General features: G+C 70.2%; 26 protein-coding genes. 9 read left to right on the forward strand and 17 right to left on the reverse strand.

Annotated elements, in window-relative coordinates; all coding sequences use genetic code 11:
* Positions 1-20: 20 nt before the first annotated feature.
* From OIE67_RS20780 to OIE67_RS20825, 10 genes are read right to left on the reverse strand one after another with little or no spacing between them, the layout of a single operon-like run.
* Complete coding sequence (locus OIE67_RS20780) at positions 21-647, reverse strand: nuclear transport factor 2 family protein (RefSeq protein WP_326642769.1); 627 nt, start codon at positions 645-647, stop codon at positions 21-23.
* 13 nt (positions 648-660) lie between these two features.
* A complete protein-coding gene (locus tag OIE67_RS20785) occupies positions 661-2,088 on the reverse strand; it encodes an aldehyde dehydrogenase family protein (RefSeq protein WP_326642770.1) in 1,428 nt (475 codons plus the stop codon).
* A 12-nt stretch (positions 2,089-2,100) separates the two neighbouring features.
* A complete protein-coding gene (locus tag OIE67_RS20790) occupies positions 2,101-2,784 on the reverse strand; it encodes a 3-oxoacid CoA-transferase subunit B (protein WP_326642772.1) in 684 nt (227 codons plus the stop codon).
* Entirely contained in the window at positions 2,781-3,443 is a 663-nt protein-coding gene (locus tag OIE67_RS20795; RefSeq protein WP_326642774.1) for a 3-oxoacid CoA-transferase subunit A, read from the reverse strand. The genes OIE67_RS20790 and OIE67_RS20795 overlap by 4 nt, the downstream gene beginning before the upstream one ends.
* A complete protein-coding gene (locus OIE67_RS20800) occupies positions 3,440-4,633 on the reverse strand; it encodes a thiolase family protein (RefSeq protein WP_326642776.1) in 1,194 nt (397 codons plus the stop codon). The genes OIE67_RS20795 and OIE67_RS20800 overlap by 4 nt, the downstream gene beginning before the upstream one ends.
* A 28-nt stretch (positions 4,634-4,661) precedes the next feature.
* Positions 4,662-5,744, reverse strand: coding sequence for an ABC transporter substrate-binding protein (locus OIE67_RS20805; RefSeq protein ID WP_326642778.1), 1,083 nt, complete (start codon positions 5,742-5,744; stop codon positions 4,662-4,664).
* A 6-nt stretch (positions 5,745-5,750) separates the two neighbouring features.
* Positions 5,751-6,740 carry an LLM class flavin-dependent oxidoreductase gene (locus tag OIE67_RS20810; RefSeq protein WP_326642779.1) on the reverse strand — a complete coding sequence of 330 codons (990 nt, stop codon included), beginning with the start codon at positions 6,738-6,740 and terminating at the stop codon, positions 5,751-5,753.
* Positions 6,741-7,835, reverse strand: coding sequence for an ABC transporter substrate-binding protein (locus tag OIE67_RS20815; RefSeq protein ID WP_326642781.1), 1,095 nt, complete (start codon positions 7,833-7,835; stop codon positions 6,741-6,743).
* A 15-nt stretch (positions 7,836-7,850) separates the two neighbouring features.
* Positions 7,851-8,717, reverse strand: coding sequence for a cupin domain-containing protein (locus OIE67_RS20820; protein WP_326642782.1), 867 nt, complete (start codon positions 8,715-8,717; stop codon positions 7,851-7,853).
* Positions 8,718-8,752: 35 nt separating this feature from the next.
* Positions 8,753-9,643, reverse strand: a complete 891-nt coding sequence (locus tag OIE67_RS20825; protein WP_106248523.1) for a DUF6282 family protein — start codon at positions 9,641-9,643, stop codon at positions 8,753-8,755.
* Between the two features lie 211 nt (positions 9,644-9,854).
* On the opposite strand from OIE67_RS20825, the gene OIE67_RS20830 reads away from it, so the two are divergent.
* The 5 genes from OIE67_RS20830 to OIE67_RS20850 all read left to right on the forward strand — a co-directional run bounded on the left by OIE67_RS20830 (position 9,855) and on the right by OIE67_RS20850 (position 13,916).
* The gene (locus OIE67_RS20830) at positions 9,855-10,634 is read left to right on the forward strand and encodes an IclR family transcriptional regulator (protein WP_106248525.1); all 780 of its coding nucleotides are present in this window, start codon (positions 9,855-9,857) and stop codon (positions 10,632-10,634) included.
* 65 nt (positions 10,635-10,699) lie between these two features.
* A complete protein-coding gene (locus OIE67_RS20835; RefSeq protein WP_106248527.1) occupies positions 10,700-11,488 on the forward strand; it encodes an ABC transporter ATP-binding protein in 789 nt (262 codons plus the stop codon).
* 8 nt (positions 11,489-11,496) lie between these two features.
* Complete coding sequence (locus tag OIE67_RS20840) at positions 11,497-12,387, forward strand: ABC transporter permease (protein WP_326642786.1); 891 nt, start codon at positions 11,497-11,499, stop codon at positions 12,385-12,387.
* Between the two features lie 3 nt (positions 12,388-12,390).
* Entirely contained in the window at positions 12,391-13,161 is a 771-nt protein-coding gene (locus OIE67_RS20845; protein ID WP_326642788.1) for an HpcH/HpaI aldolase family protein, read from the forward strand.
* A complete protein-coding gene (locus OIE67_RS20850; protein WP_326642790.1) occupies positions 13,158-13,916 on the forward strand; it encodes an SDR family NAD(P)-dependent oxidoreductase in 759 nt (252 codons plus the stop codon). Before OIE67_RS20845 ends, OIE67_RS20850 begins: the two co-directional genes overlap by 4 nt.
* 51 nt (positions 13,917-13,967) lie before the next feature.
* Here the strand turns inward: OIE67_RS20850 and OIE67_RS20855 are convergent, their stop codons facing one another.
* From OIE67_RS20855 to OIE67_RS20875, 5 genes are all read right to left on the reverse strand, one after another.
* Positions 13,968-15,404 (reverse strand): MFS transporter, encoded by a 1,437-nt coding sequence (locus tag OIE67_RS20855; RefSeq protein WP_326642792.1) that lies wholly within the window; start codon positions 15,402-15,404, stop codon positions 13,968-13,970.
* 115 nt (positions 15,405-15,519) lie between these two features.
* The gene (locus OIE67_RS20860) at positions 15,520-16,827 is read right to left on the reverse strand and encodes an MFS transporter (RefSeq protein ID WP_326642794.1); all 1,308 of its coding nucleotides are present in this window, start codon (positions 16,825-16,827) and stop codon (positions 15,520-15,522) included.
* Positions 16,824-17,990, reverse strand: coding sequence for a Xaa-Pro peptidase family protein (locus tag OIE67_RS20865; protein WP_326642796.1), 1,167 nt, complete (start codon positions 17,988-17,990; stop codon positions 16,824-16,826). Before OIE67_RS20865 ends, OIE67_RS20860 begins: the two co-directional genes overlap by 4 nt.
* A 22-nt stretch (positions 17,991-18,012) precedes the next feature.
* Positions 18,013-19,029: a glutamate cyclase domain-containing protein gene (locus OIE67_RS20870; RefSeq protein WP_326642798.1), complete on the reverse strand. Its 1,017-nt coding sequence runs from the start codon at positions 19,027-19,029 to the stop codon at positions 18,013-18,015.
* A gap of 25 nt (positions 19,030-19,054) precedes the next feature.
* Positions 19,055-20,383, reverse strand: a complete 1,329-nt coding sequence (locus OIE67_RS20875) for an MFS transporter (RefSeq protein WP_326642800.1) — start codon at positions 20,381-20,383, stop codon at positions 19,055-19,057.
* 108 nt (positions 20,384-20,491) lie between these two features.
* Here OIE67_RS20875 and OIE67_RS20880 point away from each other — a divergent pair, with 108 nt between their 5' ends.
* Positions 20,492-21,214, forward strand: coding sequence for a TetR/AcrR family transcriptional regulator (locus OIE67_RS20880; RefSeq protein ID WP_181308307.1), 723 nt, complete (start codon positions 20,492-20,494; stop codon positions 21,212-21,214).
* 33 nt (positions 21,215-21,247) lie between these two features.
* Here OIE67_RS20880 and OIE67_RS20885 read toward each other — a convergent pair whose 3' ends face one another.
* Positions 21,248-21,889 carry a LysE family translocator gene (locus tag OIE67_RS20885; protein WP_326642805.1) on the reverse strand — a complete coding sequence of 214 codons (642 nt, stop codon included), beginning with the start codon at positions 21,887-21,889 and terminating at the stop codon, positions 21,248-21,250.
* A 228-nt stretch (positions 21,890-22,117) separates the two neighbouring features.
* Here OIE67_RS20885 and OIE67_RS20890 point away from each other — a divergent pair, with 228 nt between their 5' ends.
* The 3 genes from OIE67_RS20890 to OIE67_RS20900 all read left to right on the forward strand — a co-directional run bounded on the left by OIE67_RS20890 (position 22,118) and on the right by OIE67_RS20900 (position 24,972).
* Positions 22,118-23,380 (forward strand): MFS transporter, encoded by a 1,263-nt coding sequence (locus tag OIE67_RS20890; RefSeq protein WP_326642807.1) that lies wholly within the window; start codon positions 22,118-22,120, stop codon positions 23,378-23,380.
* Positions 23,381-23,423: 43 nt separating this feature from the next.
* Entirely contained in the window at positions 23,424-24,260 is an 837-nt protein-coding gene (locus OIE67_RS20895) for a hypothetical protein (protein ID WP_326642808.1), read from the forward strand.
* Positions 24,261-24,381: 121 nt separating this feature from the next.
* The gene (locus tag OIE67_RS20900) at positions 24,382-24,972 is read left to right on the forward strand and encodes a DinB family protein (protein WP_326642810.1); all 591 of its coding nucleotides are present in this window, start codon (positions 24,382-24,384) and stop codon (positions 24,970-24,972) included.
* A gap of 472 nt (positions 24,973-25,444) precedes the next feature.
* On the opposite strand, the gene OIE67_RS20905 is transcribed toward OIE67_RS20900, so the two are convergent.
* On the reverse strand, positions 25,445-26,179 hold the full coding sequence (locus OIE67_RS20905; RefSeq protein WP_326642812.1) for a tyrosine-type recombinase/integrase: 735 nt from the start codon (positions 26,177-26,179) through the stop codon (positions 25,445-25,447).
* Positions 26,180-26,286: the final 107 nt, after the last annotated feature.

Genomic DNA, 26,286 nt, shown 5'->3' on the forward strand with positions numbered 1-26,286 from the left:
CCGCCCAGGCTTCCGCGCGCTCACCCCGTGCCGGTGAGCCAGGCGGTCTCGCCCTTGTGGAACGCGTCGAGCTCAGCCGGCCGGTCGTCGCCGAGCAGGTCCTGGCTCACCGTCACGCCGCGGGTCGACTGGATCCAGGTGATGAACCGGTAGGACGGCCGCAGCTCAGCGAGCTGGGCCGCGTCCACCGGGAGCACCTCACCCGCGTGGACGGGGCGCAACTCGTCGCGCTCCATCAGGACCTCGAAGCTCATCAGCTTCCACCGTCCTTCCTCCCGGACGGCACGGGAGAAGAACCGGCAGTAGGCGTGGAAGTCGACCTCCACCCCCTCCACCGTGGTCCGGTTGAAGATCTTCGCCGGGCTCTCGACGGTCGCCCGGTCACCCTCGACCCGCGCGTAGGCGGGGAAGACCCAGTGCTTGCTGTTCCCGGTCCGCCCCATCCACGTCTTCGTCGCCTCGACGTAGGCCTCACCGCCGTGTCCGTCGTACCAGGTGGTCCGGACGTAGGCGTCGTCGTGGAAGCAGTCCCGCATCACGTCGAAGAGTCGCTGGTCGCGGGCGAACCGTTCCCGTCGCGCCAGGTCGAAGAGCTCCTCGCGGTCCAGAAGGGCCGCCAGCCGCTCGCTGTGGTCAGGGTTCACCATGTCGTCCTCTCGTTCACCGTGGATAACCGAGCACGGCCTTCACCTCGAGGTACTCCTCGAAGCCGAACCGCCCGAACTCTCGTCCGTTCCCGGACTGCTTGTAGCCGCCGAAGGGCAGGCTGCGGTCGAACGGAGCGCCGTTGAGATAGACGCGGCCCGCACGGATGCGATTGGCGACCCTGCGGGCGTGGTCGGGGTCCTTCGACTGCACGAAGCCCGCCAGCCCGAACGGCGTGTCGTTCGCGATCTCGACGGCCTCGTCCTCGCTCTCGTAGAGCAGGATCGACAGCACAGGGCCGAAGATCTCCTCACGGGCGATCCGCATCCGCGGCGTGACGTCGCCGAACACGGTCGGGCGGACGTAGAACCCCTTGCCGAGCCCGTCGGGGCGCTCCGGGCCGCCGGCCACGAGCGTCGCGCCCTCGTCGATCCCCGACTGCACGAGCGTGGTGACCTTCTCCAGCTGAGCCTGGCTCACCAGGGGCCCCATCGTGGTCGACGGATCGAGCGGCTCCCCGAGACGGACCTCCTTGACCGCCCGGCGCGCGGCGGCGTACGCCTCGTCGCGCTGCGAACGGTGCACGAGCATCCGCGTGGGCGACTGACAGTTCTGGCCGGCGTTGGTGTAGCACGAGTGCACCCCGGCGACGACCGCGGACTCAAGGTCCGCGTCGGGCAGGATGATGTTGGCCGACTTGCCACCGAGTTCGAGCGCGACGCGCTTCACCGTGTCGGCCGCGAGCTTGGAGACCCTGATGCCGGCGCCGGTCGAGCCGGTGAGCGAGACCATGTCGATGCCGGGGTGCGCCGCGATGGCCTCACCGACCGTGGGACCGTCACCGTTGACGAGGTTGAACACGCCGGGCGGCAGCCCGGCGTCGTGGATGACCTCGGCCAGCACCATGGCGCTGAGCGGCGCGATCTCGCTCGGCTTGAGCACCACGGTGCATCCCGTGGCGAGGGCAGGGGCCACCTTCGACGCGACCTGGTTCAGCGGCCAGTTCCACGGCGTGATGAGACCGCAGACGCCGATCGGCTCGCGCCGCACGATCCCGGCCCCCATCTCCTCCTCGAAGGGGTAGTCCGCGAGCACGCGGGCCGCCTCCTCGAAGTGGAACAGCGCCACCGTGGCCTGGCGTTCCGTCGAGAACGTGATCGGCGACCCCATCTCGCGCGTCATCGTCCTCGCGATCTCGGGCAGCCGAGCCCGGAATCCGGAGATGATCCGTTCGAGGTACTCCAGCCGCTGCTCCACGCTGACCTGCGCGTACGTGGGGAAGGCCGCGCGCGCCGCCGCCACCGCGCGGTCGACGTCCTCGGCCGTCCCGAGGCTGATCTCCGCGAACGTCTCCTCGGTCGCGGGGTCGAGGACGCCCAAGGTGCGCGGCGTGGCCGGATCGACCCACGCACCCCCGATGTAGAACTGGTGCCTAGTGGACACTGTCCAACCTCCTCATGGTGTCGCCGCGGCGAGCGGGACGTCGAGGCGCGTGCGGAGTTCGTCGAACGAGATCCCCCACGTCTCCCGGACGAGGACCTGATCCCCTCCGGTGATCTCGAATACGGCGACGTCGGTATAGATCCGGTTCACGCAGCGCAGCGCGGTGAGCGGATACGTGCATTCGCTGACGAGCTTCGGCTCGCCTTTCCTGGTGAACAGCGACATCAGCACGAAGACCTGCTTGGCGCCCACGGCGAGGTCCATCGCCCCGCCGACCGCCGGGATCGCGTCGGGCTCGCCGGTGTGCCAGTTGGCGAGATCCCCCGATGCCGAGACCTGGTAGGCGCCGAGGACGCACAGGTCGAGATGGCCGCCTCGCATCATGGCGAACGAGTCGGCGTGGTGGAAGTACGCGGCACCGGGCAGCTCGGTCACCGGGAACTTGCCGGCGTTGATCAGGTCGGGATCGATCGCGTCGCCCGTCGCCGCCGGCCCCATGCCGAGCATGCCGTTCTCGGTGTGGAAGATGACCCCCGACTCCGGGGAGAGGTGGTCGCCGACGGTCGTGGGCTGACCGATGCCGAGGTTGACGTACGCCCCGGGGGGAATGTCGCGCGCGAGCACCTGGGCCATCTCGTCCCGCCCGAGCGGGCCGCGGCCGGTGTGCTCGACGACGCTCGGAGACACCGCGCTCATGACGGCACCCGCACGATCCGGTCGACGTAGATGCCCGGGGTGACCACGGCCTCGGGATCCAGCTCTCCCGGCTCGACGACGTGCCGCACCTGCACGACGGTGGTGGTCGCGGCCGTCGCCATGACGGGATTGAAGTTGCGTGCCGTCTTGCGGTAAACGAGGTTTCCGAGGGTGTCCGCGGTGTGGGCGCTGATGAGCGCGACGTCGGCGGCGATGGGCGATTCGAGGACGTACGTCCGGCCGTCGATCTCGCGGGTCTCCTTCCCCTCCGCGAGGAGGGTCCCGGCTCCGGTGCGGGTGTAGAACCCGCCGATCCCGGCTCCGGCGGCGCGCATGCGCTCGGCCAGGTTCCCCTGCGGCACGACCTCCAGCTCGATCTTCCCGCCGCGGTACAGCTCGTCGAAGACCCAGGAGTCCGTCTGCCGGGGGAACGAGCACATGATCTTGCGCACCCGCCCGGCCGCGAGCAGCGCCGCGAGCCCGGTGTCCCCGTTGCCCGCGTTGTTCGACACGACGGTGAGGTCCCGCGCTCCCTGCCGGATCAACGCGTAGATCAGCTCGAACGGCATGCCGGTCGTGCCGAAGCCGCCGACCAGCACCGTCGAGCCGTCGGCGATGCCGCTGACCGCCTCGTCGACGGAGGTGCAGAGCAGCGTCATGCGACGTTCTCCAGCACGACCGCCAGGCCTTGACCCACACCGATGCAGATGGCCGCCACGCCCCATCGTTCACCCGACTCCACGAGCCGCGCGGCGAGGGTCCCGAGAACGCGCCCGCCCGAGGCGCCCAGGGGGTGCCCGATGGCGATCGCCCCGCCCTTGGCGTTGACGAGTTCGGCGTCCCGCAGCCCGAGCTTGAGCCAGGCGTCGACGCAGGCGATCGACTGGACGGCGAACGCCTCGTTCAGCTCGACGGCGCCGACGTCGCCCCAGGTGATGCCCGCCCGCTCGAGCGCGGCGTTCGCGGCCTCGACCGGGGCGTATCCGAACTGCTGCGGCTCCAGCGCCGACCAGCCGCGACCGGCGATCCGCGCGACCGGATCACGACCGATGGTCGCGGCCGCGCTCGCCGAGCCCAGCAGGACCGCGCTCGCGCCGTCGTTCAACGGTGAGCAGTTGCCGGCGGTGATCGTCCCGTCGGGCCGGAACGCCGGCTTCAGCTTGGCCAGCGCCTCGAGCGAGGTGCCGGCCCGGATGCTCTCGTCCTGGACCAGGTCGGCGCCGGGGACGGGCACCACGAGGTCGTCGTAGAAGCCGTCCTTCCACGCCTCTGCCGCGAGGCGGTGCGAGCGGGCGCCGAACTCGTCCTGCCGCTCGCGCGAGATCGAGAACTTCTCCTGCAGCTGCTCGTTGCACTCGCCCAGCGAGACCGTCCACTCGGCGGGCATCCGCTCGTTCACCAGCCGCCAGCCCAGCGTGGTGGAGACGGCGGTGACGTCGCCCGCCGGGAACCGGCGCGACGGCTTCGGCAGGACCCACGGCGCCCGCGTCATCGACTCCACGCCGCCGGCGATCGCGACCTCCGCGTCGCCGACCTCGATCATGCGTGAAGCCATCATGGCGGCGTCCAGCGACGAGCCGCAGAGCCGGTTCACCGTGGTGGCGGTCACCGAGACGGGCATGCCCGCCAGCAGCACGGCCATCCGGCCGACGTTGCGATTGTCCTCGCCCGCGCCGTTGGCGTTCCCCCAGAACACGTCGTCGACCAGGCCGGGATCCAGGCCCGGCGAGCGGTCGAGCAGTCCCTTCAGCGCGGTCGCGGCCAGATCGTCGGTCCTCGTGTCGGCCAGGGCTCCATTGAACCGGCCGAACGGGGTCCGGACCGACGCGTACACGAACGAGCTGCTCATTCGGGTCGTCTCCACTTCCTGCCCCATCTCAGGAGGCGTTCTTCGCTTGCTTGCGGATGTCGTCGTAGGAGAAGTCGTTGATGGCGTCGAGCAGGTCGGGCGTGTAGATCTCCGTGGCCGGGAACGCCTTGTCCACGAGCCCGGCGGACGCCATGAACTCGACCATCCCGGTGGCCGCCTTCGGATCGATCCCGCCCCACTTGCCGTCCTCGACTCCCTGGTCGGCCAGCCGGACCTTGAGGATCTTGACCTGGGACGCCATCGCGTCCTGCTCCGGTCCGTTGCCCCGGGTCTCCGGGTGCAGCTTCCACAGGTCGCGGATCGCGGCCTCGGGGTTGGCCTGGGCGAAGGCGAAGCCCTTCGCGATGGCGCGACCGAACCGCACCAGGACGTCCTTCTTCTCGTCGATCGTCTTCCGCGTCGCCGCGAACCCGCCGCCCCAGATGCTCGCGGTCTGGGGCACCGGCAGCGGGGTGAGCTTGATCCCCGCGTCCTCGACGATCGCGTACTGGGTGTCCCAGAGGGACAGCGCGTCGACCTGGCCGCTCTTGATGGCGTTGATCTGCTGGGCGCCGGCGCCGATCGGCACCAGGCCGGCGGCGTTCTCGGTCATCCCGTTGAGCTCCAACGCGGTCCGGGCGAACGTCCCGCCCGAGCTGGCCACCGCGGTCACCCCGATCTTCTTGCCCTTCAGGTCCGCGATGCTCTTCACGTTCGAGCCCTGGGGCAGTTGCAGGCTGTAGATCCAGTGCGGGTAGTACGACGCGAAGTAGACCAGGCCCAGGTTCTTGGCGTGACCGATCGCCACCGGCTCACCGGTCATCAGTCCGATGTCGGCGCCGCCGGCGGCCAGTTGCTGCGCCGACTGCGTGCCGGAGGGGAACAGCTGGACCTTGACGTCGAGCCCCTCGTCCTTGAAGTAGCCCTCGGCCTCGGGGACCACCAAGGTGGTGTAGCCGGAGTTCCAGCTGGGCGCGCTCAGGGCGAAGGTGACGGTGTCGAGGCCGTCGCCACCCGCCGATTCGCCCCCCTCCGAACCGCAGGCGCCCAGCGTGGCCAGCACGAGGATGCCCGCGAACAGGCCGGCCACGCTCTTGAGTCGTCTCGTCATCCTCGGTCATTCCCCATCGAAACTCGTGATCGCGTCTGAAGTCGTCGTGTCGTGCCAGTGCGGGAGGACGTGCCGCCCGACGAGGTCGAGCGTGTGGCGGGCGACCTCCGGCGGCGTGCCGTACGGGGCCACCCGTAACTGGACGGACGTTACCCCTGCCTGGACATATCGGGCGATAGTCGCGTCGATCTCGTCGGGCGTGCCCACCATGGGGAGCTCCAGCTCAGCGGGCCCATCCGCACCCATCCATGCGCCCCGCTCGGTGTAGTAGGCGGTCGCGGCCTTGAAGTGGCGCGCGGCGAGTTCGCGGGCCGTGGCGGCATTCTCGTGGACGACGCAGAACCTGGTGGTGGCGACCACTCCCCCCGTCTCGCCCGGCCGTCCGCCGCGATACGACCAGTAGGCGGCCGACTGCTTGATCAACAGGTCGTCGCAGTAGTTCGTCGCGCCGTAGAATCCGTCGGCGAGCGTCGCGGCACGACGGGCCGAGGCGGCCACCTTGCCGCCCACCAGGATCCGCGGCCCGCCGCGCCGCACCGGGGGCGGGATCGCCACCGGCGCATCGGTGTTCACGTCGGCGGACCAGGCCTCGCGCAGCAGCTTCAGCGTGGCGTCGAAGGCCGCGCCGGCCGGACCCGGCGCGGACAGCCCGGCCCGTCGGGCGACCTCCGGGCTGCCGAGCCCGAGGCCGAGGGTGAGCTTCCCGCCGCACAGCTGGTCGAGCAGCGCGGCCTCGTAGGCCAGCTTCTCCGGACTGTACGCCCGCAGGAGCAGCACCGCCGATCCCAGCGCCAGGGACGTCCGTCCGGCCAGATGTCCCAGGACCATCAGGACGGACGGGAGATGGAACGGCTGAGAGGCCGCGTGATAGCTCTCGCCCACCCACGCGGAGTCGAAACCATGCTGCTCCGCGCGGGCGAGCATCGTGACCGTGCGATCCACCTGCGGGCGGACCGGCTCCTGGGAGCTCAGGTCGAGTGCGATCCCCAGCCGCATTCAGCCGGCGCTCTCTGCTTGCTTGACGACGTCCTCGTGCTTGAAGTCGTTGAACGCCTTGAACATCGCGTCGGTGTAGATGTCCTTCGCCGGGAACTTCTTGATCAGTCCGGCCGAGGTCATGAAGTCGAGCGAACGGGTGAACGCGGCCTCGTCGATCCGGCCCAGGGTCTTGTCGTCGAAGCCCTGTCCGTCCAGGCGGACCTGGAGGACCTTGACCCCGTCAGCCAGCGCCTTCTCCTCCGGTTCTGACCCGCGGGTCTCCGGGTGGAGTTTCCACAGGTCGCGGATCGCGGCCTCGGGGTTGGCCTTGGAGAAGACGAACGCCTTCGCCACCGCCCGGCCGAACCGTTCGAGGATGTCCTTCTTGGCCTCGAGGTTCTTCTTGGTCGCCGCGAAGCCGCCGCCCCACGCGTCCGCCGTCTCCTTGACCGGGAGCGGTGTCAGGGTGACGCCGGCGTTCTTGACGATCTGGTACTGGATGTCCCAGAGCGCCAGCACGTCGACCTGGCCGCTCTTGATGGCGTTGATCTGCTGGGCGCCGGCGCCGATCGGCACCAGGCTGGCGGCGTTCTCGCTCATCCCGTTGAGCTTGATCGCGGTCCGGGCGAACGTCGCGCCGGAGCTCGCGACCGCGGAGACGCCGATCTTCTTGCCCTTCAGGTCGGCGATGCTCTTCACGGCCGAACCGTCCGGCACCTGCAGGCTGTAGATCCACTTCGCCCAGTAGGAGCTGAAGTAGGCCAGGTTCAGGTCCTTGTCGTGCCCGATGGCCACGGGCTCGACCGTCATGAGGCCGAGGTCGGCCCCGCCGCCGGCGACCTGCTGCGCCGCCTGGGTGGCCGACGGGAACAGGTTAGTCGTGACCTTCAGACCCTCCTGCTCGTAGAAGCCCTCGGCCTCCACGACGGCCATGACCGCGTAACCGGCGTTCCAGCTGGGGGACGCCATCGCGAACGTCACCGGCGTCAGCTTGCCGCCGACCTGAGCCGAGTCGCCGGATCCGCTGTCGGAACCGCACGCACTCAGCGTTACGGTCGCGCACAGGACGGCGACCGCACCACTAACGACTTTCACTGCTCGTCCGGTCTTCACGATGGAACCTGCCTCTTACTGGTTGGGGAGTGGGTAGGTGTCTTCGTTGAGCACTCGGCCCGGCTGCAGGGAGAAGTCCAGACGCGGCGGGCAGAAGATGTCGATCAGCTGGTTGGTCCCCGAGCCCACGGCCTCGCTGGTGTGCAGCATGGGCGGAGGGATCACGGCCACCGAAGGACTGCCGCACCGCAGGTGCCGGTCCTCGCGCCACTCGGTGCGGCGCTTGGACCACGGGGTCCGCAGGTGGTGGACGTACTCCCCTTCCACGGCGAGCGAGCACTGCTCGAAGTCGTCGTGGTCGTGCGGCGAGAGGGTGTTCGGGTCACGCGGACCGATCCTGGGCGCCAGGAAGTTGATCATGAAGGTGCTGCACCGCACGATCTGGCCCGGGCGGATGGCGTCCTGCGTCACCTGCAGGTCGGCCAGCCGGTAGGCCCGGATGCGATAACCCTCCGGCGGGTCCGGCCACGGCTCGAACGGCTTGGTGTTCGGGTGCGGGTTCGCGTACGCGTCCCGGTTGCGCGCCTTGTCCAGCAGGTCGGTGGACTCGGAGCTGAACAGCCGCACGACGGTGCAGTCGGCGACGCCGGAGATCGCGCTGCCGCCCGGCGGGACCATCACCACCGCCTTGCCCGAGACCCGCTCGACCTCCCCCGGCGCGCGGACCTCGACGCTGCACTCCTCGTAGGGGAGGAGCAGGACGTACTCGTCCGGCTGATCACTCCGCTCCAGCACGTCGCCGGCGACCAGCGTCGTGTAGGCGAGCACGAAGTTGTGCCCGCGGAAGTACCACGTCGACGATCCGCCAGGGGTCGTCTCGTCGGGATCCCCCGTACCGAGGTAGGAGAACTCCGCCTCGGGCGGGGTGGCCAGGGTGGTCATCGTCTGTCCTTTCGGGTCGGCGGCAAGATGCCGGTTCAGTCGTCCAGGCCGAGCAGGAAGGCGGGGTTGTCGCAGAAGACCTGCCGCAGCGACCTCTCGTCCAGGCCGAGGTCCAGCAGCGCGGTCGCGACGCGGATGTAGGAGTCCACCGGCAGCGGCCGATCCTTCTGGCCGAGGTCGGAGGAGATCACGGTGTGCTCAGGGCCGATCTTCTCGATCCAGTCCAGGAGGATCCTCGGGTCCCACTTCTTGGTCCCCTCGGGGTCGTAGAAGCCGGTCTCGTGCTCGATGAACGCTCCGTAGCCGATGAGCTCACGGCACTTCGCCTCGTCCGCGCCGATGACGTAGTCGGGATGGTTGAGCAGCATCCGGGTGACACCCTTGTCCTTGGCCGCGGCGAACAGCTGGGTGATCGACTCGGTCTCCATGTGGCCGCCGGTCACCATCGCGCCGGTCTCCTTGACCAGGTCGAGCACCTCGTAGACCTCGGGGATGAGCTCACCGTTCTCCTGGTGGACGTCGACCCGGGACGACGGCACCTCGACGCTCGCCGTGGGGAAGCCGACGCCCTCCGGATGGCAGTCGATGTGCCGGCCGGCCGAGAACGTGGGAAACCACACGGCCTTGCCCCCCATGCGCAGGCACATGGCCACCGCCTGGGGGTTGATGCCGCCGATCATGCTGTTCAGCGTGATGCCGCCGAAGACCGGGGTTTTGATCTTCGCCAGCCGGTCGCTCATCGAGAGCAGGTCCATCACAGTGTTGTGGTGGTGGGACTTCACCAGCACGCCCCTCATGCCGAGCCGCTCACCGTCCTTGCCGGCCTCGGCATGGTCGATGCGGCGAGGGAACGGGTTCGGGCCGGAATGGCAGTGCAGGTCAACGCAGCCGTTCAGCAGCTTGATGATGGCGGGCGAGTCAGTCATGAAGTCTCCGGGGTATCGACGGGGTTCACATCACCGTTCGCATCACAGACTGGGAGTTCACTATCCGGTCTGTCAATAGGGTGCGTTCGGAAACACTTTCGCGAAACACCAGGAAAACCTTGCAGCAAGACGCCGGACACGCTTACTCTCTGTCCGTACTGCGAACCGCGAGAACTTTTTTTGGGACATCAACGCGACGGGGTGGGGGCCGATGACGGAGAACCAGGACGAAAAACCGGTGGCTGCTCGCGAGCAGGACATCCAGGCGGTGAGCCGGACCGCGCAGATCCTCGGGCTGTTCGGCCCGGAGACTCCGGAGCTCTCCGTCGCGGAGGCCACCCGCCGGCTCGGCCTGAACCGGACCACGGTGCACCGCTACTTCAGCTCGATGATCAGCTCCGGGCTGCTCGAGCGCGTGGAGGACTCCGCCTTCGTCCGTCCCGGACGGTCGATCCTGCAGCTCGGCAGCTTCATGCTGGGACAGCAGCGCATCATGCAGAAGGCGCCGGCCTACATGCGCGAGCTCACGCTCGAGATCAAGATCAGCACCGTGCTGTCGCTGTGGGGCACCTCCGGTCCGGTGGTCTCGCTGGTGGAGGAGGCCGAGCATCCCACCGTGGTGACGGTGCGGGTGGGCTCGCAGCTCGCCCTGGACTCCTCGCAGGCCAAGGTCTTCCTGGCCTTCCTGCCCGACCAGTTCCACGCCGACCGGCTCACCGGCAGCCTCCCCGAGCCCCAGCGCACCGAGACGCGCCATCGTATCGAGGCGATCCGGCAGGCCGGCATGAGCAGCCACGTCAACCACCGCGGCATCTGCGTCGTCGCGGCGCCGGTGTTCGCGGCGACCGGCATCTGCGCCACGATCGCGGCCGTCGGCACCGAGCGGATGCTGCCGGACGCGCTGGACTCCCGGGAGGCCACGGCGTTGAAGGCCGTCTGCAAGCGACTGACCAAGGAGATGGGCGGCACGTGGCCCGAGGCGACCGCCTGATCGCTGCCAGCACGACAACCGAGGCGCGGGCAGCCTGCGCTTTAACCAGGTGAGGAATGACAGACATGCCGACCAGCACCGACACCGACTGCGCGATCCGCTTGGACTCGCTGTCCATGCTCTACCCGACGAAGTCCGGCGGGACCGTCCAGGCTCTCGACGACGTCTCCCTCAGCGTCCAGGCCGGTGAGTTCATCTCCATCGTCGGCCCCAGCGGCTGCGGCAAGAGCACGCTGCTGCGGATCATCATGGGCCTGTCCCGCCAGACCTCCGGGCAGGTCACCTTCGGGCCGTCGGAGGACACCCACCGCAACCAGCTCGGGATGGTCTTCCAGCAGCCGTTGCTGCTGCCCTGGCGTACGGTGCGGAAGAACCTGCTGACGTCGCCGGACCTGCACCACGCCCGGGACGCCGCGACCCACGAGAAGGCCGACGAACTGCTGGTGATGCTCGGCCTGGAGGAGTTCGGCGACCGCTATCCGAACGAGCTGTCCGGCGGGATGCAGCAGCGGGTCGGGATCGGCCGCGCCCTGATGCACGACCCGCGCATCCTGCTCATGGACGAGCCGTTCGGCGCCCTCGACGCGATGACCCGCGACCAGATGGGACTGGACCTGCTGAAGATCTGGGACCAGGATCGCAAGACCGTGCTGTTCGTGACGCACAGCATCCCCGAGGCGGTGCTCCTCGCCGACCGCGTCGTGGTCATGACACCGCGCCCCGGCCGGTTGGCGGACGTCGTCGAGGTCGCGCTCCCCAGACCGCGGCGGCTCGAGAACATCAACACGCCGGAGTTCGGCGAGATCGTCCTGAAGATCCGCAAGCTGCTCGACTCCGAGCACAGCGCCCACTAGGAGACCTGATGTCCACCAACACCAAGCGCCAGGCAGCCGGCCGAGAGGAACTCGCCGTCCCGGACGGTGAGACCGTGCCGGGGAAGGCGCCCACGAACTCGGACACCCCGGCCCGACGCCGCCGCCGAGTACCGGAGATCACCTACAGCGTGCTGGTGTTCATCGGGCTGTTGGTGGTCTGGCAGGTCGTGGTGGAGATGTTCGACATCTCCAACATCCTCGTCCCCGCGCCCTCGGCCGTCGCCGTCTCCCTGGTCGACGGCTTCCGGGACGGCAGCCTGGTGAGCCACTCGATCGTCACCATGAAGGAGATCCTGATCGGGTTCGGCATCGCGGTCGGCTCGGCGCTGGTCTCCGCGGTGCTCATCACCCAGTTCCGGACGGTGGAGCGCGTGCTCTTCCCGCTGCTCATCCTGACCCAGACCATCCCCAAGGTCGCCATGGCGCCGCTGCTGATCGTCTGGTTCGGCATCGGGATCAGCTCGAAGGTGCTGACCGTGGCGCTGATCGCGTTCTTCCCCCTCCTCATCAACGCCGTCCTGGGATTCAGGTCCGCCGCCCACGAGCAGGTCGAGATGCTCCGTTCCTTCGGCGCGTCCCGCATGCAGGTCATGCGGCACCTGCAGATCCCGTCGGCGCTTCCGCACATCTTCGCGGGACTGGAGGTCGCCGTCATCCTGTCCGTGACCGGCGCCGTGGTCGCGGAGTTCGTGGGCAGCTCGGAAGGTCTGGGCTACCTGATCCAGGCGAGCAACTTCACCCTGGACGTGGCCAGGACCTTCGCGGTGATCGTCGTGCTGTCGGCCGTCGGCATCGTCCTGCACGCGGTCGTCGTGCAGCTCGGCAAGTGGCTGGTCTTCTGGACCGCCACCCCCTCCAACGCCGCCAGCGAGGTCTGATCCATGACACGGGTACGCGACGGAATCAACGGCGGCACGCTCGGGACCTGGATCAAGCTGTCCAGCCCCGAGAGTGTCGAGATCATGGCCTACGCGGGCTTCGACTTCGTGGTCATCGACCTCGAACACACGACACTGGACCTGGCCGCCGCCTCGACCCACATCGCGATGGCCCGCGCCCTCGGGGTGGATCCGCTCGTCAGGGTGCCCGACCACGGCCCCAGCGTGATCCAGCGGGTCCTGGACGCCGGCGCGGCCGGTGTGGTCGTGCCGCACGTCGACACGGTCGAGCAGGCCCGGGCGGTCGTGCGGGCCACCTGCTTCCCGCCGCGCGGCGACCGCGGGTCCGGCGGCACCAGCCGCGCGGGTCGCTGGGGGCTGCTGCCACGGGCGGAGTACCTCGAGTACGGCAACGAGCAGGCCCTGTGCGTCGTCCAGCTCGAGAGCGAGGCGGCGATGAGGAACACGAGGGAGATCCTGGCCGTCGACGGCATCGGCGCCGCGTTCGTCGGGCCGGCCGACCTCTCGATGTCGATGGGCGTCACGGCGGGAAGCGACGAGGTGGACCGGCTCGTCACGTCCGCGCTGGAGGCCGCCGCCGCGGCAGGCGTCCCCATCGGCACCGCGTCCGCCACGAGTGACCAGGCCAGGACCGCACTGGCCCGGGGCTACGACTACGTGGTGGTCAGCAACGACACCTCGATCCTCGCCAGCGGAGGCCGGGCGATCGTGAACGCGGTGAAGGCGCCGGTCGCCGAGCGGGTCGCCCGATGAGCGCGCCCCGTGTCGCCATCGTGACGGGCTCGAGCTCCGGGATCGGAGAAGGGATCGCCCGCGCGCTCGCGGCCGACGGCTTCACCGTCGTGGTGAACTCGGCCACCTCGGTCGACGCCGGCGAGCGGCTCGCGGCCGAGCTTCCGGGGGCGAGCTACGTCCAGGCCGACATCGCCGATCCCTCCGACGCCGTGCGCCTGGTGGAGACGGCCGTGGCGCGGCACGGCCGGCTCGACCTGCTGGTGAACAACGCCGGGGTGTCGCGAGCCGTCCCCCACGCCGACTTGGACGCGGTCACCGCCGACGACTGGCACCGGATCCTCGGTGTCAACGTCGTCGGGACGTGGCAGGTCTCCGTCGCCGCCGTGAAGGTCATGGAGCCCGGCGGCCAGATCGTCAACATCAGCTCGGTGGGCGGCTCGCGCCCCCTCGGCAGCTCGATCCCCTACGCCATCAGCAAGGCCGCGCTCGACCACATGACGAGGCTGCTGGCCAAGGCCGTGGGCCCGGAGGTCCGGGTGAACGCGATCGCCCCGGGGCCGCTCCAGACCCGGCTGACCTCGGCCGGCCTCGCCACCCGGATGGCGCGCACCGTGGCGATGACACCGATGGGCCGGCTCGGGCAGCCGTCCGACGTCGCGGCGATGATCCTGGCGCTCGTCAAGGCCCCCTTCGTCACCGGTGAGGTGATCAACGTCGACGGCGGCATCAACCTCGTCACCCACATGGACGCGCCTCGCGACGCCGACGCGTGATCCGTCCCGGCATCGGCCGGGTCGGCGCGGGTGAACCTGCGGGTAAGCGTCCTACCTGAGCTCAGGGCTCAGGCGGCCGCCCGTGCGGCCCGCCGCACGGGCGGTGAGAGCGCCGATCGAGCAGATGATCGCGAACCCGAACAGGACGTAGCGGGCCGCGTCGAGCATCGAGGAGCCGCCCAGGTTGACCAGGGCGCCCGCGGTGGCCGTACCGAACGCGATCGACAGGCTGGTCACGGTGGCGATCGCGGCGGCCGCCCGCCCGCCCTCCTCCGGATCAGGGGTGTCGGCCATCACCGCCACCGCCAGGTGCGGGTAGGCCAGCCCGACGCCGGCCCCGGCGGCGCACAGCACCGGCACCCACAGCAGGACCAGCCAGCCGGGCGCGTCCTGGCGCTGCAGCAGCCCCTGGAGGAGGAAGCCGAGCGCCAGCAGCAGCGGCCCGGCGACGCGCAGCCGGCCGATCGTGCGCTCCCCGGCGGCCGAGGAACTGACGAGCTGTGTCGCCGACCAGCCGAGGGAGACGACCGCCCCGAAGAATCCCGCCACAGCCGGCGTCAGCCCGCCCAGCCGCTGGCCGAACAGCGGCAGGAACGACTCCACCGCCACGCCGAAGGCCAGCAGCGCCAGCGTCAGGTACAGCCACTTCAGCGCCGAGCCCGGCCGGTAGGTGGCGGCCGGGAAGACCCGGCGTTCACTGCGCCGTTCATGAGCGACGAAGGCCAGCATCAGCAGCAGCGCCACCGCGATGCCGGCCGCCATGGCGGCGGCGCCGGGCAGCACCCCCGCCACGCTGACCGCGGCGGTGGCCGCCGTGACCAGCAGCAACGACAGCACTGGGACCGGCGCCCCGGCTCCACCGCGGTCGCCGCGCGACAGCACCCGGGGCACGAGCAGGCCGCACACCCCCGCGATCACCGCCATCATGACGAACGCCAGTCGCCAGCCGCCGAACTGGGCGAACAGCCCGCCGAGCGCGGGGCCGACGAAGTTGCCGACACCGTACATCGCCGACATGAGCGCGTTGCCCCGTGCCCACAACCGCGGCGGCAGCGCCGATCGGACGGCGGCGAAGCCCAGCCCGGACAGCAGCCCCGCGCCCAGCCCCTGGGCGCCGCGACCGGCCAGTAGTACCGGCATCTCCGGGCTCACCGCGCAGGTCAGCGAGCCCAGCAGGAAGACACCGAAGCCGAGCAGGTAGGCGCCGACGTCATCCCACCGGGCGAGGAGGCGGCTGACCAGCATCGTCGCGATCACCATCGCGACGAGATAGATCGTCATGTTCCACGCGTAGAAGCCGGCGCCGCCGATGTCGGCCACCGCGGTCGGCAGCAGGCTCGACGCCAGGTAGATGTTGATCGCGCCGACGAGCACGCCGACGGCCGGCACGATCGCCGCCCCGGCGTGCTCAGGGCCCAGCAGTTCCCGCCACGAGGCCGGAGCGGGGTTGTCGCCGGTGGTCACTCCGGCGCTGTCAGAAGCAGTCATGCGTTCAAGCCTGTCGTTGAACGGGCTCCGGAGACTTTCGCCTGCTGCCCTGTCCCCTGCCTGGGCTCGGTGCGCGGAAAGCCTCAACGGCCGGTCGAAGCGCACCCCTGAGGGTTCAGGGCGGAGAGATCGGAGTGACGGGCTCGCGGTGGGAGGCGGACGTCGTCAGCGCGAGCAGGCCGCTCAGGATGAGGCAGACGGCCATCGCGGTGAACGGGGCCTGGTAGCCGCCGCTCAGGTCACGCAGCCAGCCCGTGAAGTAGCCGGCCGCGAAGCCGCCGAGGCTGCCAACAGTGTTGATCAGGGCCAGGCCCGCCGCGGCGGCCGCGCCCGTGAGGGACTCGCCGGCGATGCTCCAGAAGATGGGGATGGCCGCGTAGATGCCGATGGCCGTGATCGAGACGCCGAGCATGAGGAGCGGGAAGGAGTCGCCGGCGTAGGAGCAGATGAGGACGGCCAGGCCCGCGAGCACGGCGGGCGCCGCGAACCGCCAGGGGCGCAGCCCCCGCGTACGGGAGCGCCGGCTCCACGCCCAGCAGGCGATCGCGCCGAGCGTGAACGGCACGAAGGTCACGAGGCTGAGGGCGGTGGCGTTGTCGCCGCTGGGGAGGGCGGCGGTGACGAGGGGCAGGAAGAAGCTGATCGCGAACATCGGGAAGGTGAGCAGGAAGAAGACCCCGGCCAGCCGGATCGTCACCGGGCTGCGCAGGGCCGCCAGGAACGAGCGGTGCTCGCCGGCCTCCCGGGCCGGGTTTGACCGTTCGAGGGCCTCCCGCTCCTGCGGGGTCAGCCACGTCGCCTCGCGCGGCGTCGAAGGCAGGGCCCTGAGCACGACGAGTCCGAGGACGACCGCGGCCAGCCCTTCGACGGCGAACATGAAGCGCCAGCCCTCGATCCCGAACGTGCTGGTCCCGTGGTGGATGAGCCAGTTGGAGACGGGGCCGCCCAGAGCCGTCGAGAGCGGCACCGCGACGTAGTACACGCCGAGCACCGCGACGCGCTGCGGCCCGCTGAACCACAACGTGAGGTAGAACAGGATCCCGGGCAGCAGGCCCGCCTCGGCGATGCCGAGCAGGACGCGCATCGCGGCGAACGAGCCCGCCCCGGTGACCAGGGCGTGCGCCGCGGCGGCCAGCCCCCACGTGACCGCGATCCTGGCCAGCCACTTGCGCGCGCCCACCCGATAGAGCAGGTAGTTGCTGGGCACTTCGAGCACGACGTAGCCGACGAAGAACAGGGCGACGCCCAGCCCGTAGGCGGTGGCGGTCATGCCCAGGTCGGGGTTCATGTGGGGGGCCGCGAAGCCGACGTTGACGCGGTCGAGGTAGTTGACGAACAGCAGGGCGATGAGGATCGGCAGGAGGCGCCTGGCCGCCTTGCCGCCGGCTGTGGCGAGCAGGTCCGTGGACGGGGTCTGGGTCATCGTGCGCTCTCGATCAGTACGCGGGTGCCTGGGGGTGTGGTCAGGTTGACGGTCTCGTCGCGGCCGACGTGGACGAAGTCCTCGATGTGGAAGCCCTGCGCGGGGTCGGTCCAGCCGAGTTCGATCTCGAGGGTCATGCCTTCGACGAGCGGCTCGTCGTACTCGACGGTCAGCTGGGGCTCCTCGTGCAGGACCAGGCCGATGCCATGCCCGACGATGCTCCAGCGGAACTCCTCGCCCTGGCGCTCGTACGCGCGCCGGGCGAGGTGCACGAGTTCGCGGGCGACGACACCCGGCCGGGCCGCTTCGACGATGGTGTCGTGGACGGCGCTGATGCGGTCGAAGCGGGTGCGTTGGGCCCGGCTCGCGGTGCCGACGACGGCCGTACGGGCGATGTCGGAGCAGTAGCCGTCGATGCGGACGCCCCAGTCGGTCCGGATCAGCATCCCGGCCTCCAGCGTCTGGTCGCCGGGCCACGGATGCCACTGCCCGGCGCGGCAGCCGCCGCCGAAGATCGAATGGGTCAGTTCCTGCGCTCCTTCGCGCATGAGCGCGTCGGTGACGCGCGCGGCGACGGCCCGTTCGCTCTCTCCCGCGACGATGCTCCGCAGCCCGTTCTCCAGGTGGCGGGCCGTCATCCGGTTGACGTGCGTGAGGAGTGCGACCTCGGCCGGCGTCTTCACCTTGCGCATCTCGTTCAGCAGCGGCCAGGCGTCGCCGTACCGCAACCCGGGCAGCCGGCGCCGCAGACCCTCCACGATCTTGTACGGGGTGGCGCGGTGCTCGACGCCGATCAGGCCGGAGGTGATGCCCAGGCCGGTGAGGGCCTCGGCGACCACGTCGATCATGTGGTCGTGCTCCCCCAGGTAGCCCCGGATGTCCTGAATGCGCGGGCGGCTCTCTTCGCGAGCCCAGGTACCGGCCCCGTTCCAGGCGTCGGCGCGCGGGGCCGGGACGACGTAGACGGGCGGCGCGCCGTTCGCGGGCCACACGACGATGTGCAGCCGTTCCCAGGTGAGCCGCATGTCGGGGTGGTAGAAGCCGGACAGGTAGTGGGTGTTCTCGGGCCAGGTCGACACGATCGCGTCGAACGGGCCCGCGTCGAGCAGGCGCTGGATTCGGCCGACGTCGGCGTATCCGGTGGCAGGGGGGTTCGTCGTCATCGTGACGGCCTCTCGGGTGTGCTCAGTGTGACGGGGAGGGCGCCCTGGTCAGGGCCTGGGTGACGGCCGTCCGGATGAGGGTGGCGGCGGCGCGCTGGGCCTCGAGCGGAACGCCGTCGTCGCTCAGCGTGGGACGGGCGTGCCAGCCGCAGACGACCCCGGCGCGCACGGCGGCGCGCAGCAGGTTCTCCACGTAGTCGGCGTCCGCGATCAGGTCGGGCCGTTCGACGAGGTAGGCGATGAGCGCGGTGACGGCGTACCCGCCCCAGTCCGAGATGGCGGCGGTGAGCACGTGATCGGTCGTCACCGCGGCGGCCATCCCGGCGCCGCAGGGGCAGCGGCACGTTCCGCCCGCGGGCTGGATGGCCGCCACCTCCGGGATGGCGCCGAAACCCGCCTCGTTGCCGGCGTCGCCGATGCCGCAGGTGAGCACGCCCTGGGCGTGTGCCCGCTCGAACAGCGCGGCGCTGTCGAAGTGCACGTCGTGCCAGGGGTTGCCGGTGGCGCCGTGGATGACGCCCGCGCGGTTCGGGGCGAGCAGTTCGATGGCCAGGACGAGGCAGGGCCGCAGGTCGTCCAGGATGGCGCGGCTGAACTCGCGTCCGGCGTCGTCGTCCTGCGGTGAGACGTGCAGCGTGACCGTGCCCGGCCGGTGGTCGTCCTCGCCGAGCCGGACGTTGAGCTCGCCCGCGCGTACGACCTCGGCCAGCGGCCCCAGGAACCGTTCGACGGAGGCGAGGTGGACCTCGGCCCCGAGGCCCAGGGTGAGAATCCGGGCGAGGGCCACCGCGCCGAGGAGGCCGTCGATCTCGCCGGTGGGCAGGCTCGGCGGGCCGCCCGCGCCGCACAGGATGACGACGCGGTCGCCGGGTTCGACCCGGTTCACGATCGCCTGCGCCATGGCGGTGCTGAGCGGCTTGCCGGTGCGCCGGCGTACGGCCTCGTACAGCTGGTGGGCGACGCCTCTGGGCATGTTGCCGAGGGGGCGTAGCTCGGTGGTCATGATCTGGTCGACGTACTGTCCGATGATCTCTGGCAAGGGTTCGGCCTTTCGGGTGAGCGGGCTAGGCGCGCGGCGGGCCGGCGAACTCGGGCCGCCGCCTGAGCAGCAGCGCGACCACGGCTCCGAGCGCCATGACGGCGGCGACGACGAACATGGCCGGCCGGTAGCTGCCGGTCGCCCCGTACAGGCCGCCGGTCATGTACGGGGCGACGAACCCGGCCACGTTCGCCAGCCCGCCCGCCACGCCGATGCCCGCCGCCGCGGCGGCGCCGCGCAGGAAGCGCGGCGGCAACTGCCAGAAGACGGGCAGCACCGCGTAGCTGCCGGCCGCGGCGATGGAGATCGCGATCATCACGAGCGTCGTGCCGGGCAGGTAGAGGGCCACCGACACGGCGACGGCGCCCACGAGCAGCGGGACCGCGGCGTGGTAGTGGCGCTCTTGGTGCCGGTCGGAGCTGCGGCCGACCAGCCACATGGCCAGCGCCGCCGCCGCGAACGGCACGGCGGTCAGCAGCGCCGTCTCCCAGATCGAGAACGGCCGGCCGGACGGCGCGGCCAGGCTGGCGATGACCTGGGGCAGGAAGAAGGACAGGGCGTAGCCGCCCATGTTCACCGAGAGCCCGATGAAGGAGACGGCGTAGATGCGCCAGTCCTTCAGCGCCGACCGGACGTCCGACGGGCCGTGCTCGGCGGCGGCGCCGGCCTCACGCTCCAGCGTGGCCCGGAGCGCGCCGCGTTCGTGCTCGCTCAGCCACGGGACGTCCTTGGGTGAGCCGGGCAGGACGAAGAACACGAGCACGCCCACGATCACGGCGGGAACGGCCTCGGCCACGAACATGAACCGCCAGCCCTCAAGACCCCACAGGCCGTGCCCGTGCTCGATCAGCAGCGCCGACAGGGGCGCGCCCAGCACGACCGCGACGGGGATCGCGATGAGGAAGAGCGCGACCGTGCGGGCCCGTACCGGCGCGGGGAACCAGAGCGTGAGCAGGTAGATGACGCCCGGCACGAACCCCGCCTCGGCGATGCCGAGCAGGACGCGCACGGCGTAGAAGCCGAGCTCGGACTGCACGAACCCCATGGCCCCCGAGATCAGTCCCCAGGTCACCATGATGCGCGCGAGCCAGATCCGGGCGCCGACCCGGTGCAGGATGACGTTGGAGGGCACCTCGAACGCCACGTAGCCGATGAAGAACAGCCCCGCCCCCAGGCCGTACGCGGTGCTGGACAGCCCGAGATCGGCGTTCATGGTGGCGGCGGCGAAGCCGATGTTGACCCGGTCGAGATAGCTGATGACGTACATCAGCGCGACCAGGGGGATGAGCCGGACGGCGGCCTTACGGGTGGCTGAGCGCAGGGCGGCCGGATCGCCGGTGGTGATGTGGGTCATGACACCTCCTGGCGATACAGCGTATAGATTTCATATACGTTGTAAATAGCTGAATGAAAAGATCTTCATCGCCTGTACAACGTATCCGTCTGCGGTACGGTGGGAGGCGTGACCTCCCGACCCGCCCCAGACCAAGGACGTCCCGAGCCCGGCGAGCCCCGGCGAGCCCGCCGCGGGTCACGCACGCAGGCCGTCTCCGTCACCCTGGACGACGTGGCCGACGCGGCGCTGCGGCAGGCCGGCCAGTCCGGGCTCGACGCCGTGACGATCCGCAGCGTCGCCACCGAGCTGGGCATCTCCCCCATGACGATCTACCGGTTCGTCGACTCCAAGGACGAGCTGATCGACGCCATGCTCGTTCTCGCGCTCAGCAGGATGGAGGTGCCGCACAGCAGCGCCTCGGACTGGCGACAGCGGGTCATCGACATCATGGTGGCCTGGCGGGAGCTGCTCCTCGCCCATCCCAGCGTGGTCCAGATGCTGGTGAACAGGCGCGTTCCGGCCCACTCCGAAGGTCTCGGACGGCTGGCCGAGCACGTCCTGGCGAACCTGGAGGACGGCGGCATCACCGGTGAGGAGGCGGCGCGGACGTTCTGGCGGATCTTCTCCTTCACCTTCGGCCACATCGTGTTCGAGCGGCCGCGGCGCGACATCGACGCCGAGGCGCAGGCGGAGGCCGGGCGCGCGATGGCGGCGACCGCGCGCCTGCGCGGCTTCGAACGGGTGCGGGACCTGGCGGGCGAGCTGACCGACATCGCCGCGCGGGGCACGCTGGAGAGCTCGCTCAAGGTGCTGCTCGACGGGGTGGGCGCGCGACCGTCCGGCACCTGACGGGGCCCGCGGTGTACGCCTGGTGCAGCACGATCAGTCGCCGAGCGCGAGCCTGATCCCGAACGCGGCGATCACGGTCCCGGCGACCCGGTCCAGCAGCCGCCTGGCCCGGCCCGTGCGGAGCCATCCGCGCAGGCCGCGGGCGAAGGCGACCAGCGCCGCCGACCAGAGCAGCCCGAGCGCGACGTGCACCGAGGCGAGCAGGACCCCCATCGCCAGGTGATTGGTCTGCGCCGGGATGAACTGCGGCAGCACGGCGACGTAGAAGACGCCCACCTTGGGGTTGAGCAGGTTCGTCGTCAGGCCCTGCCGGAAGCCGCGGACCATCGCGTCCGCTCCCGAGGCGAGCGGGTGCCCGTCCGGCTCCCCGCCCGCCGTCCTGCCGCGGAAGGTGCCGGCCAGCATCCGGACGCCCATCCAGACCAGATACGCCGCCCCGGCCCAGCGCAGCACCTCGTACGCGATGTGCGAGGCGGTGAGCAGAGCCGTCACCCCGAGCGAGGTGAGCGCGCCCCACATCAGGGTGCCGGTCTGGATCCCCAGCACCACACCCCACGCGCTGCGGCGGCGCCCGAGGGCCGCGGTCCGCAGGATCAGGGCGGTGTCCAGACCTGGAGTGAGGGTGAGCACCCCGACGACGAGGGCGAATTGCCATAAGGAGGTGGTGACAGCCACAGCAGGCAAGCCTACTCTGCGCCTTCCGTTCTTGTCTGGAGCCGCTGAGCGGACATTCGTCCGTCTGCGCACGTCTTGGGCCCCTCACAAGCCCCAACACCCCCTTGACAGGTGCCGCGGCACGCATCATTCTGAGGCCAACCCATTGCCGACCGCTCTACGGACGATTGTCCGATGAAGTTCTGGCCGGAGGTGGGTTCACCCCCTGCGCCACAGAGGAGCCACTTGATGAGCAGCGCCACCGAGGGCGGAAGCGCCCGAACGAGCTCCGACTCCGGTTCATTGACGAAGACCTCCATCGCGATCGGCTTCGCGGTCCTGTGCACCTCGTACATGCTCAACGCGATGGACCGGCAGATCTTCTATCCCCTCCTGCCCGACATCCGGACCGAGCTCGGCTTCTCCCTCGAACAGGGCGGGCTCCTGGCCACCGGCTTCACCCTCGGCCTCGCCCTCGCCGGACCGCCGGCCGGATACCTGGCCGACCGGCTCTCCCGCAAGGCCATCGTCATCGTCAGCGTGCTCGTCTACTCGCTCGGCACCCTCGCCATACCGCTGGCCGTGGGATTCGTCGACATGAGCATCTACCGGCTGGTCTCCGGCGTCGGCGAGGGCGTCCAGGCCACCGCCCTGTACGCCGTGATCGGCGCGTTCTTCTTCCACCGCCGCGCCCTCGCCGCCGGCGTCGTCGGCGTGGCCTTCGGCCTCGGCGTCTTCCTCGGCCCGCTGTTCGGCAACGATCTCGCCGAGGGCTGGGGGACCTGGCGGGCGCCGTTCTTCCTGTTCGCCGCCGCCGGTCTTGTCATGAGCCTGATCATCGCGGCGACGGTGTCACGCAGGATGACCGAGGCGGTCACCGGCGCCGCCGCGGATCCGGCCGGGGCGTCGTACGACCACGTGCCGGCCTCCCCGTACAACCGCAACACGCTCGGCATCGGCATCGCCTGCGCCGTCTCCGGCCTGGTCTTCTACGGCTACCTCGGCCTCTACCCGACGTTCCTGCGCGAGGCGCTCGGCTTCGCGCCCGACCAGGCCGCGTTCGCCGTGTCCATGGGCGGCCTCGGCGCCATGATGGCCCTGCCGGCCGGCTGGCTCGGCGACCGGTTCAACCAGGCCCGCCTGCTGATGTTCGCCATGGTCGCCACCGGCGTCACCGCGTACCTGATGTACCAGATCGCCACCGCGGCGCCTGCCCAGTACCTGCTGTCGTTCCTGATGGGCACGTTCGCCAGCGGTTTCCTGTTCACCAACTGCAGCACGGCCATGCAGCGCGCCGTCCGCCCGCACCAGGTCGGCCGCGGCGCCGGCCTGTTCATCCTCACCTACTACGTGGCCGCGGCCTTCTCCGGGCTGCTGTTCGCCCGCCTGGTGGGCTCGCTCGGCTGGGACGGCGCCGGCCTCTGGCAACTCACCCTGCTCCCGATCGTCGGCGTCGCCGGCCTCCTCCTCGTCGACGCGTCCAGAATGGTGCTGCCCAGAACGGCCAAGTAGCCACGGGCCTGAACCCTCCAGGCCGGTAACGCGTCCCAAAGATATGAAGAGATCATGTCTGGCCGTTCTCGCGCTGCTCGCGTCGCTGTGCGCCTGCGGCCAGACCGTAGCCGGCCCGGCACCCGGCACGGCCGGGACCGAGACGATCGTGTTACCGAGGGCCGATCAGCCGAAACCGCATCGGCCTACCCTGGAGAGGCTCAAGCGAGAGGCGGCGGCGTCGGGCCGGCCTCTGGAGGAGGTCGTCAAGCGGTACGCGGCCCGGCTGGCCGCCAGCGCGTCGCCCAGGCCGACGGACTTCGACGGGTACGACCCCGCGGCGACCGAACCTGCCGTGGCGATCGACGGCGTTCCCTACGCCGAGCTGGTCGACCTCGGGACCATGGCCAGGTCGGAGGGCATCTCCTACGAGGAGGCCATCGACCGCTTCGGCTCACAGTCGTCCGACAGCCGGGTGATCGACGAACTCCATACGGAGTTCCCTGACGAGATCTCCGGCGTCGCCTACGTCGAGGACCACCAGGGGCTGCGCGTCGGCTTCAAGGGTCCCATTCCGGCTCGCGCGATCGAGCTGGCCAGGACCCTGCCCATGGAGGTCACCCTGATCGGCGGCAAGGGATTCTCGGCCGCGGAGCTCCGGCGGGCCCAGGACACCGTCGTCTCCTGGCTCCGCTCCCGTCCTGAGGTGGCCACGATGACGGCGCACGCGGATGACGAGACCGGCCGGGTCGAGGTCACCGTTCAGCCGAAGGTGATGCCGGACGACGCCGAGGAGTTCAGGCGTGGGCTTGAGCTCCCGCAACCGGACAACCCGCACATCACCCTCCAGGTCACGCTCTCCGCCGAATCGGTCGCCGTCCCCCAGCAAGGGCCCCAGTGAGGGCCCCAGTGAGAAGCACAGTGAGGAGCACGGTGAGGAGCACGGTGAGGAGCACGGTGAGGGCCGCGGAGCAGGTGCGGGATTTGGAGACGGCGTTCGGCCCATGGCAGGCTCGTGCCGCATGATCGATGATTGCGCGAAGGACACCCTGCACGGGAGGCTGCGGCGCGACCGCGAGGCGCTGCTGTGGAAACTCGACGGCCTGTCCGAGTACGACTCCCGCCGGCCGCTGACCGCGACCGGGACCAACCTCCTCGGCCTGGTCAAACACGTGGCCATGGTCGAGGCCAGGTACTTCGGCGAGGTCTTCGGCCGCCCTTCACCGGAGCCGCTGCCCCGGTGGCAGGACTCCGACGGCGGCGATCACTGGGCGGCCGAGGACGAGACCCGCGATCAGATCATCGGGTTCTACCGGCGCACGTGGGAGCACTCGGACGCGACGATCGACGCGCTTCCCCTGGACGCCCCCGGCCACGTGCCGTGGTGGCCGGAGTCGACGCCGGCCCGGCACTCGAACCTGTTCGCCATCATGGTGCACGTCCTCGGCGAGACCGTCCGGCATGCCGGGCATGCCGACATCCTGCGCGAGGGCCTCGACGGCCGGACCGGGCTGCGCCCCGAGCACGAGCAGCAGATCGACGAAGCGGCCCGCGCGGCCTACCGCGCGAAGATCGAGCGGGCCGCCGTGACGGCCGCACGGATCACGGCTTGATCGGAGGTTGCCGGCACCTTCGACGCCGTTGAGGTCCCGGTAGCAATCGCGGAAAATCCAACGAAGCCGTCTCTGACCCGCCCTTATTGGAGAGTCACTTGGGTCGCTGGAACTAGCAGCAAGAATGATCTTGACGGGAAGGGCTGCTCTGAGGGCCCAGATCTTCCCTGCTGCCAGCCAGCGCCGGCGACCTGGAAGCAGGTCAGCTCTCCTCATGTCGCCCATCCCGGTGTTACCGTCCAACGATGAACGATGAGCCCACGGTCAACATGCGCACCGTCGAGAGCGATCAGTGCCGAAACTGCGATCAGAATCGTCCGGTCCGGCGGCCTGACTGAATCTTCTCGCCTCCGGCAAGCTGGCCGACGCCGACCGGGTCACCGAGGCTGACATGGAGCAGGCCAAGCAGCTGTGGGCGGCGTGCCTGATGGATGTGCTGAGCGCCGGCCCGCTCGGGTTGCCGCTGCAGCCCTCAAGATCGGCGAGAATCCAGGCCTTTGATTTGTCCAGAACGAACGGGTTCCGTTCGGCGGCACGCGTGGCACTGGGACGGTGTCGGATCAGCGGGGGCGGCGGCGCTGGGCGGAGTCGGCTTCGGCGGTGATGCCAGCAGGCGGGGCAGGATGCGGGCGGTGGGGGTGGCCCAGTGCACGTACTCGAGGCCGCCACCCTTGCTGGTGCCGCGGGCGCGGCGGAACTCCAGGTCGAGGTCCTCGACGTTGAGGGTGAGGATTTCCTCGGCGCGGGCGGCGGTGCCGTACGGGAGCCTCCAGAGGACTCGTTCGCGCAGCGCGTGCGCGGTGTCGGTGAACAGCGTCTCCAGCCGAGCGCGAGGGATGGCGCGGTCGCCGCGGCGGCCGGGTTTGCGGCGCTCCAGGCGCCGGGCGGGGTTGGTGGCCAGCAGTTCCTGGCGTTGGGCCCAGGTGGTGAAGGAAACCAGGGCGGACAGGTGCCGGTTCCAGGTGGCGGCGGACGCGGCCTGCCAGCGATCCATTACCGCGGCGTACTGCTCGGGGGTCAGCGCGGCGACGGAATGATCCGGTCCGGTGATCGCGGCGAGGTGGGTGAGGGTCTCGGCGTAGCCGGCGCGGGTAGTGGCCGGGGTGCGGGACTCCAGGAAGCGCTCGATGGCTGCGGCGGTCGTCGAGCCGGCCGTGCCGGGAAGAGGGGTCGGGTCGGGCTGTGCGGGGAACGCCACGACGGACACGGGCCGTCCTCCTGCACGTGGATGTGACACATAATGGTGCCGAGTCGCCCGCGGCGCGGCGAAGGCCGAACTGGGCAGGATCCGGCAACCGCCAGTGCGACAGATAA

Origin of the sequence: Nonomuraea fuscirosea (genome assembly GCF_035917475.1) — a bacterium.
Taxonomy (GTDB): Bacteria; Actinomycetota; Actinomycetes; order Streptosporangiales; family Streptosporangiaceae; genus Nonomuraea; species Nonomuraea fuscirosea.

Bases quoted from the DNA above. Each gene is read 5' to 3' on its own strand.
- OIE67_RS20780 (WP_326642769.1), bottom strand. From the start codon at position 647: ATGGTGAACCCTGACCACAGCGAGCGGCTGGCGGCCCTTCTGGACCGC.
- OIE67_RS20790 (WP_326642772.1), bottom strand. From the start codon at position 2,784: ATGAGCGCGGTGTCTCCGAGCGTCGTCGAGCACACCGGCCGCGGCCCG.
- OIE67_RS20795 (WP_326642774.1), bottom strand. From the start codon at position 3,443: ATGACGCTGCTCTGCACCTCCGTCGACGAGGCGGTCAGCGGCATCGCC.
- OIE67_RS20800 (WP_326642776.1), bottom strand. From the start codon at position 4,633: ATGAGCAGCTCGTTCGTGTACGCGTCGGTCCGGACCCCGTTCGGCCGG.
- OIE67_RS20805 (WP_326642778.1), bottom strand. From the start codon at position 5,744: ATGACGAGACGACTCAAGAGCGTGGCCGGCCTGTTCGCGGGCATCCTC.
- OIE67_RS20810 (WP_326642779.1), bottom strand. From the start codon at position 6,740: ATGCGGCTGGGGATCGCACTCGACCTGAGCTCCCAGGAGCCGGTCCGC.
- OIE67_RS20820 (WP_326642782.1), bottom strand. From the start codon at position 8,717: ATGACCACCCTGGCCACCCCGCCCGAGGCGGAGTTCTCCTACCTCGGT.
- OIE67_RS20825 (WP_106248523.1), bottom strand. From the start codon at position 9,643: ATGACTGACTCGCCCGCCATCATCAAGCTGCTGAACGGCTGCGTTGAC.
- OIE67_RS20830 (WP_106248525.1), top strand. From the start codon at position 9,855: ATGACGGAGAACCAGGACGAAAAACCGGTGGCTGCTCGCGAGCAGGAC.
- OIE67_RS20835 (WP_106248527.1), top strand. From the start codon at position 10,700: ATGCCGACCAGCACCGACACCGACTGCGCGATCCGCTTGGACTCGCTG.
- OIE67_RS20840 (WP_326642786.1), top strand. From the start codon at position 11,497: ATGTCCACCAACACCAAGCGCCAGGCAGCCGGCCGAGAGGAACTCGCC.
- OIE67_RS20845 (WP_326642788.1), top strand. From the start codon at position 12,391: ATGACACGGGTACGCGACGGAATCAACGGCGGCACGCTCGGGACCTGG.
- OIE67_RS20850 (WP_326642790.1), top strand. From the start codon at position 13,158: ATGAGCGCGCCCCGTGTCGCCATCGTGACGGGCTCGAGCTCCGGGATC.
- OIE67_RS20855 (WP_326642792.1), bottom strand. From the start codon at position 15,404: ATGACTGCTTCTGACAGCGCCGGAGTGACCACCGGCGACAACCCCGCT.
- OIE67_RS20860 (WP_326642794.1), bottom strand. From the start codon at position 16,827: ATGACCCAGACCCCGTCCACGGACCTGCTCGCCACAGCCGGCGGCAAG.
- OIE67_RS20865 (WP_326642796.1), bottom strand. From the start codon at position 17,990: ATGACGACGAACCCCCCTGCCACCGGATACGCCGACGTCGGCCGAATC.
- OIE67_RS20875 (WP_326642800.1), bottom strand. From the start codon at position 20,383: ATGACCCACATCACCACCGGCGATCCGGCCGCCCTGCGCTCAGCCACC.
- OIE67_RS20890 (WP_326642807.1), top strand. From the start codon at position 22,118: ATGAGCAGCGCCACCGAGGGCGGAAGCGCCCGAACGAGCTCCGACTCC.
- OIE67_RS20895 (WP_326642808.1), top strand. From the start codon at position 23,424: ATGAAGAGATCATGTCTGGCCGTTCTCGCGCTGCTCGCGTCGCTGTGC.
- OIE67_RS20900 (WP_326642810.1), top strand. From the start codon at position 24,382: ATGATCGATGATTGCGCGAAGGACACCCTGCACGGGAGGCTGCGGCGC.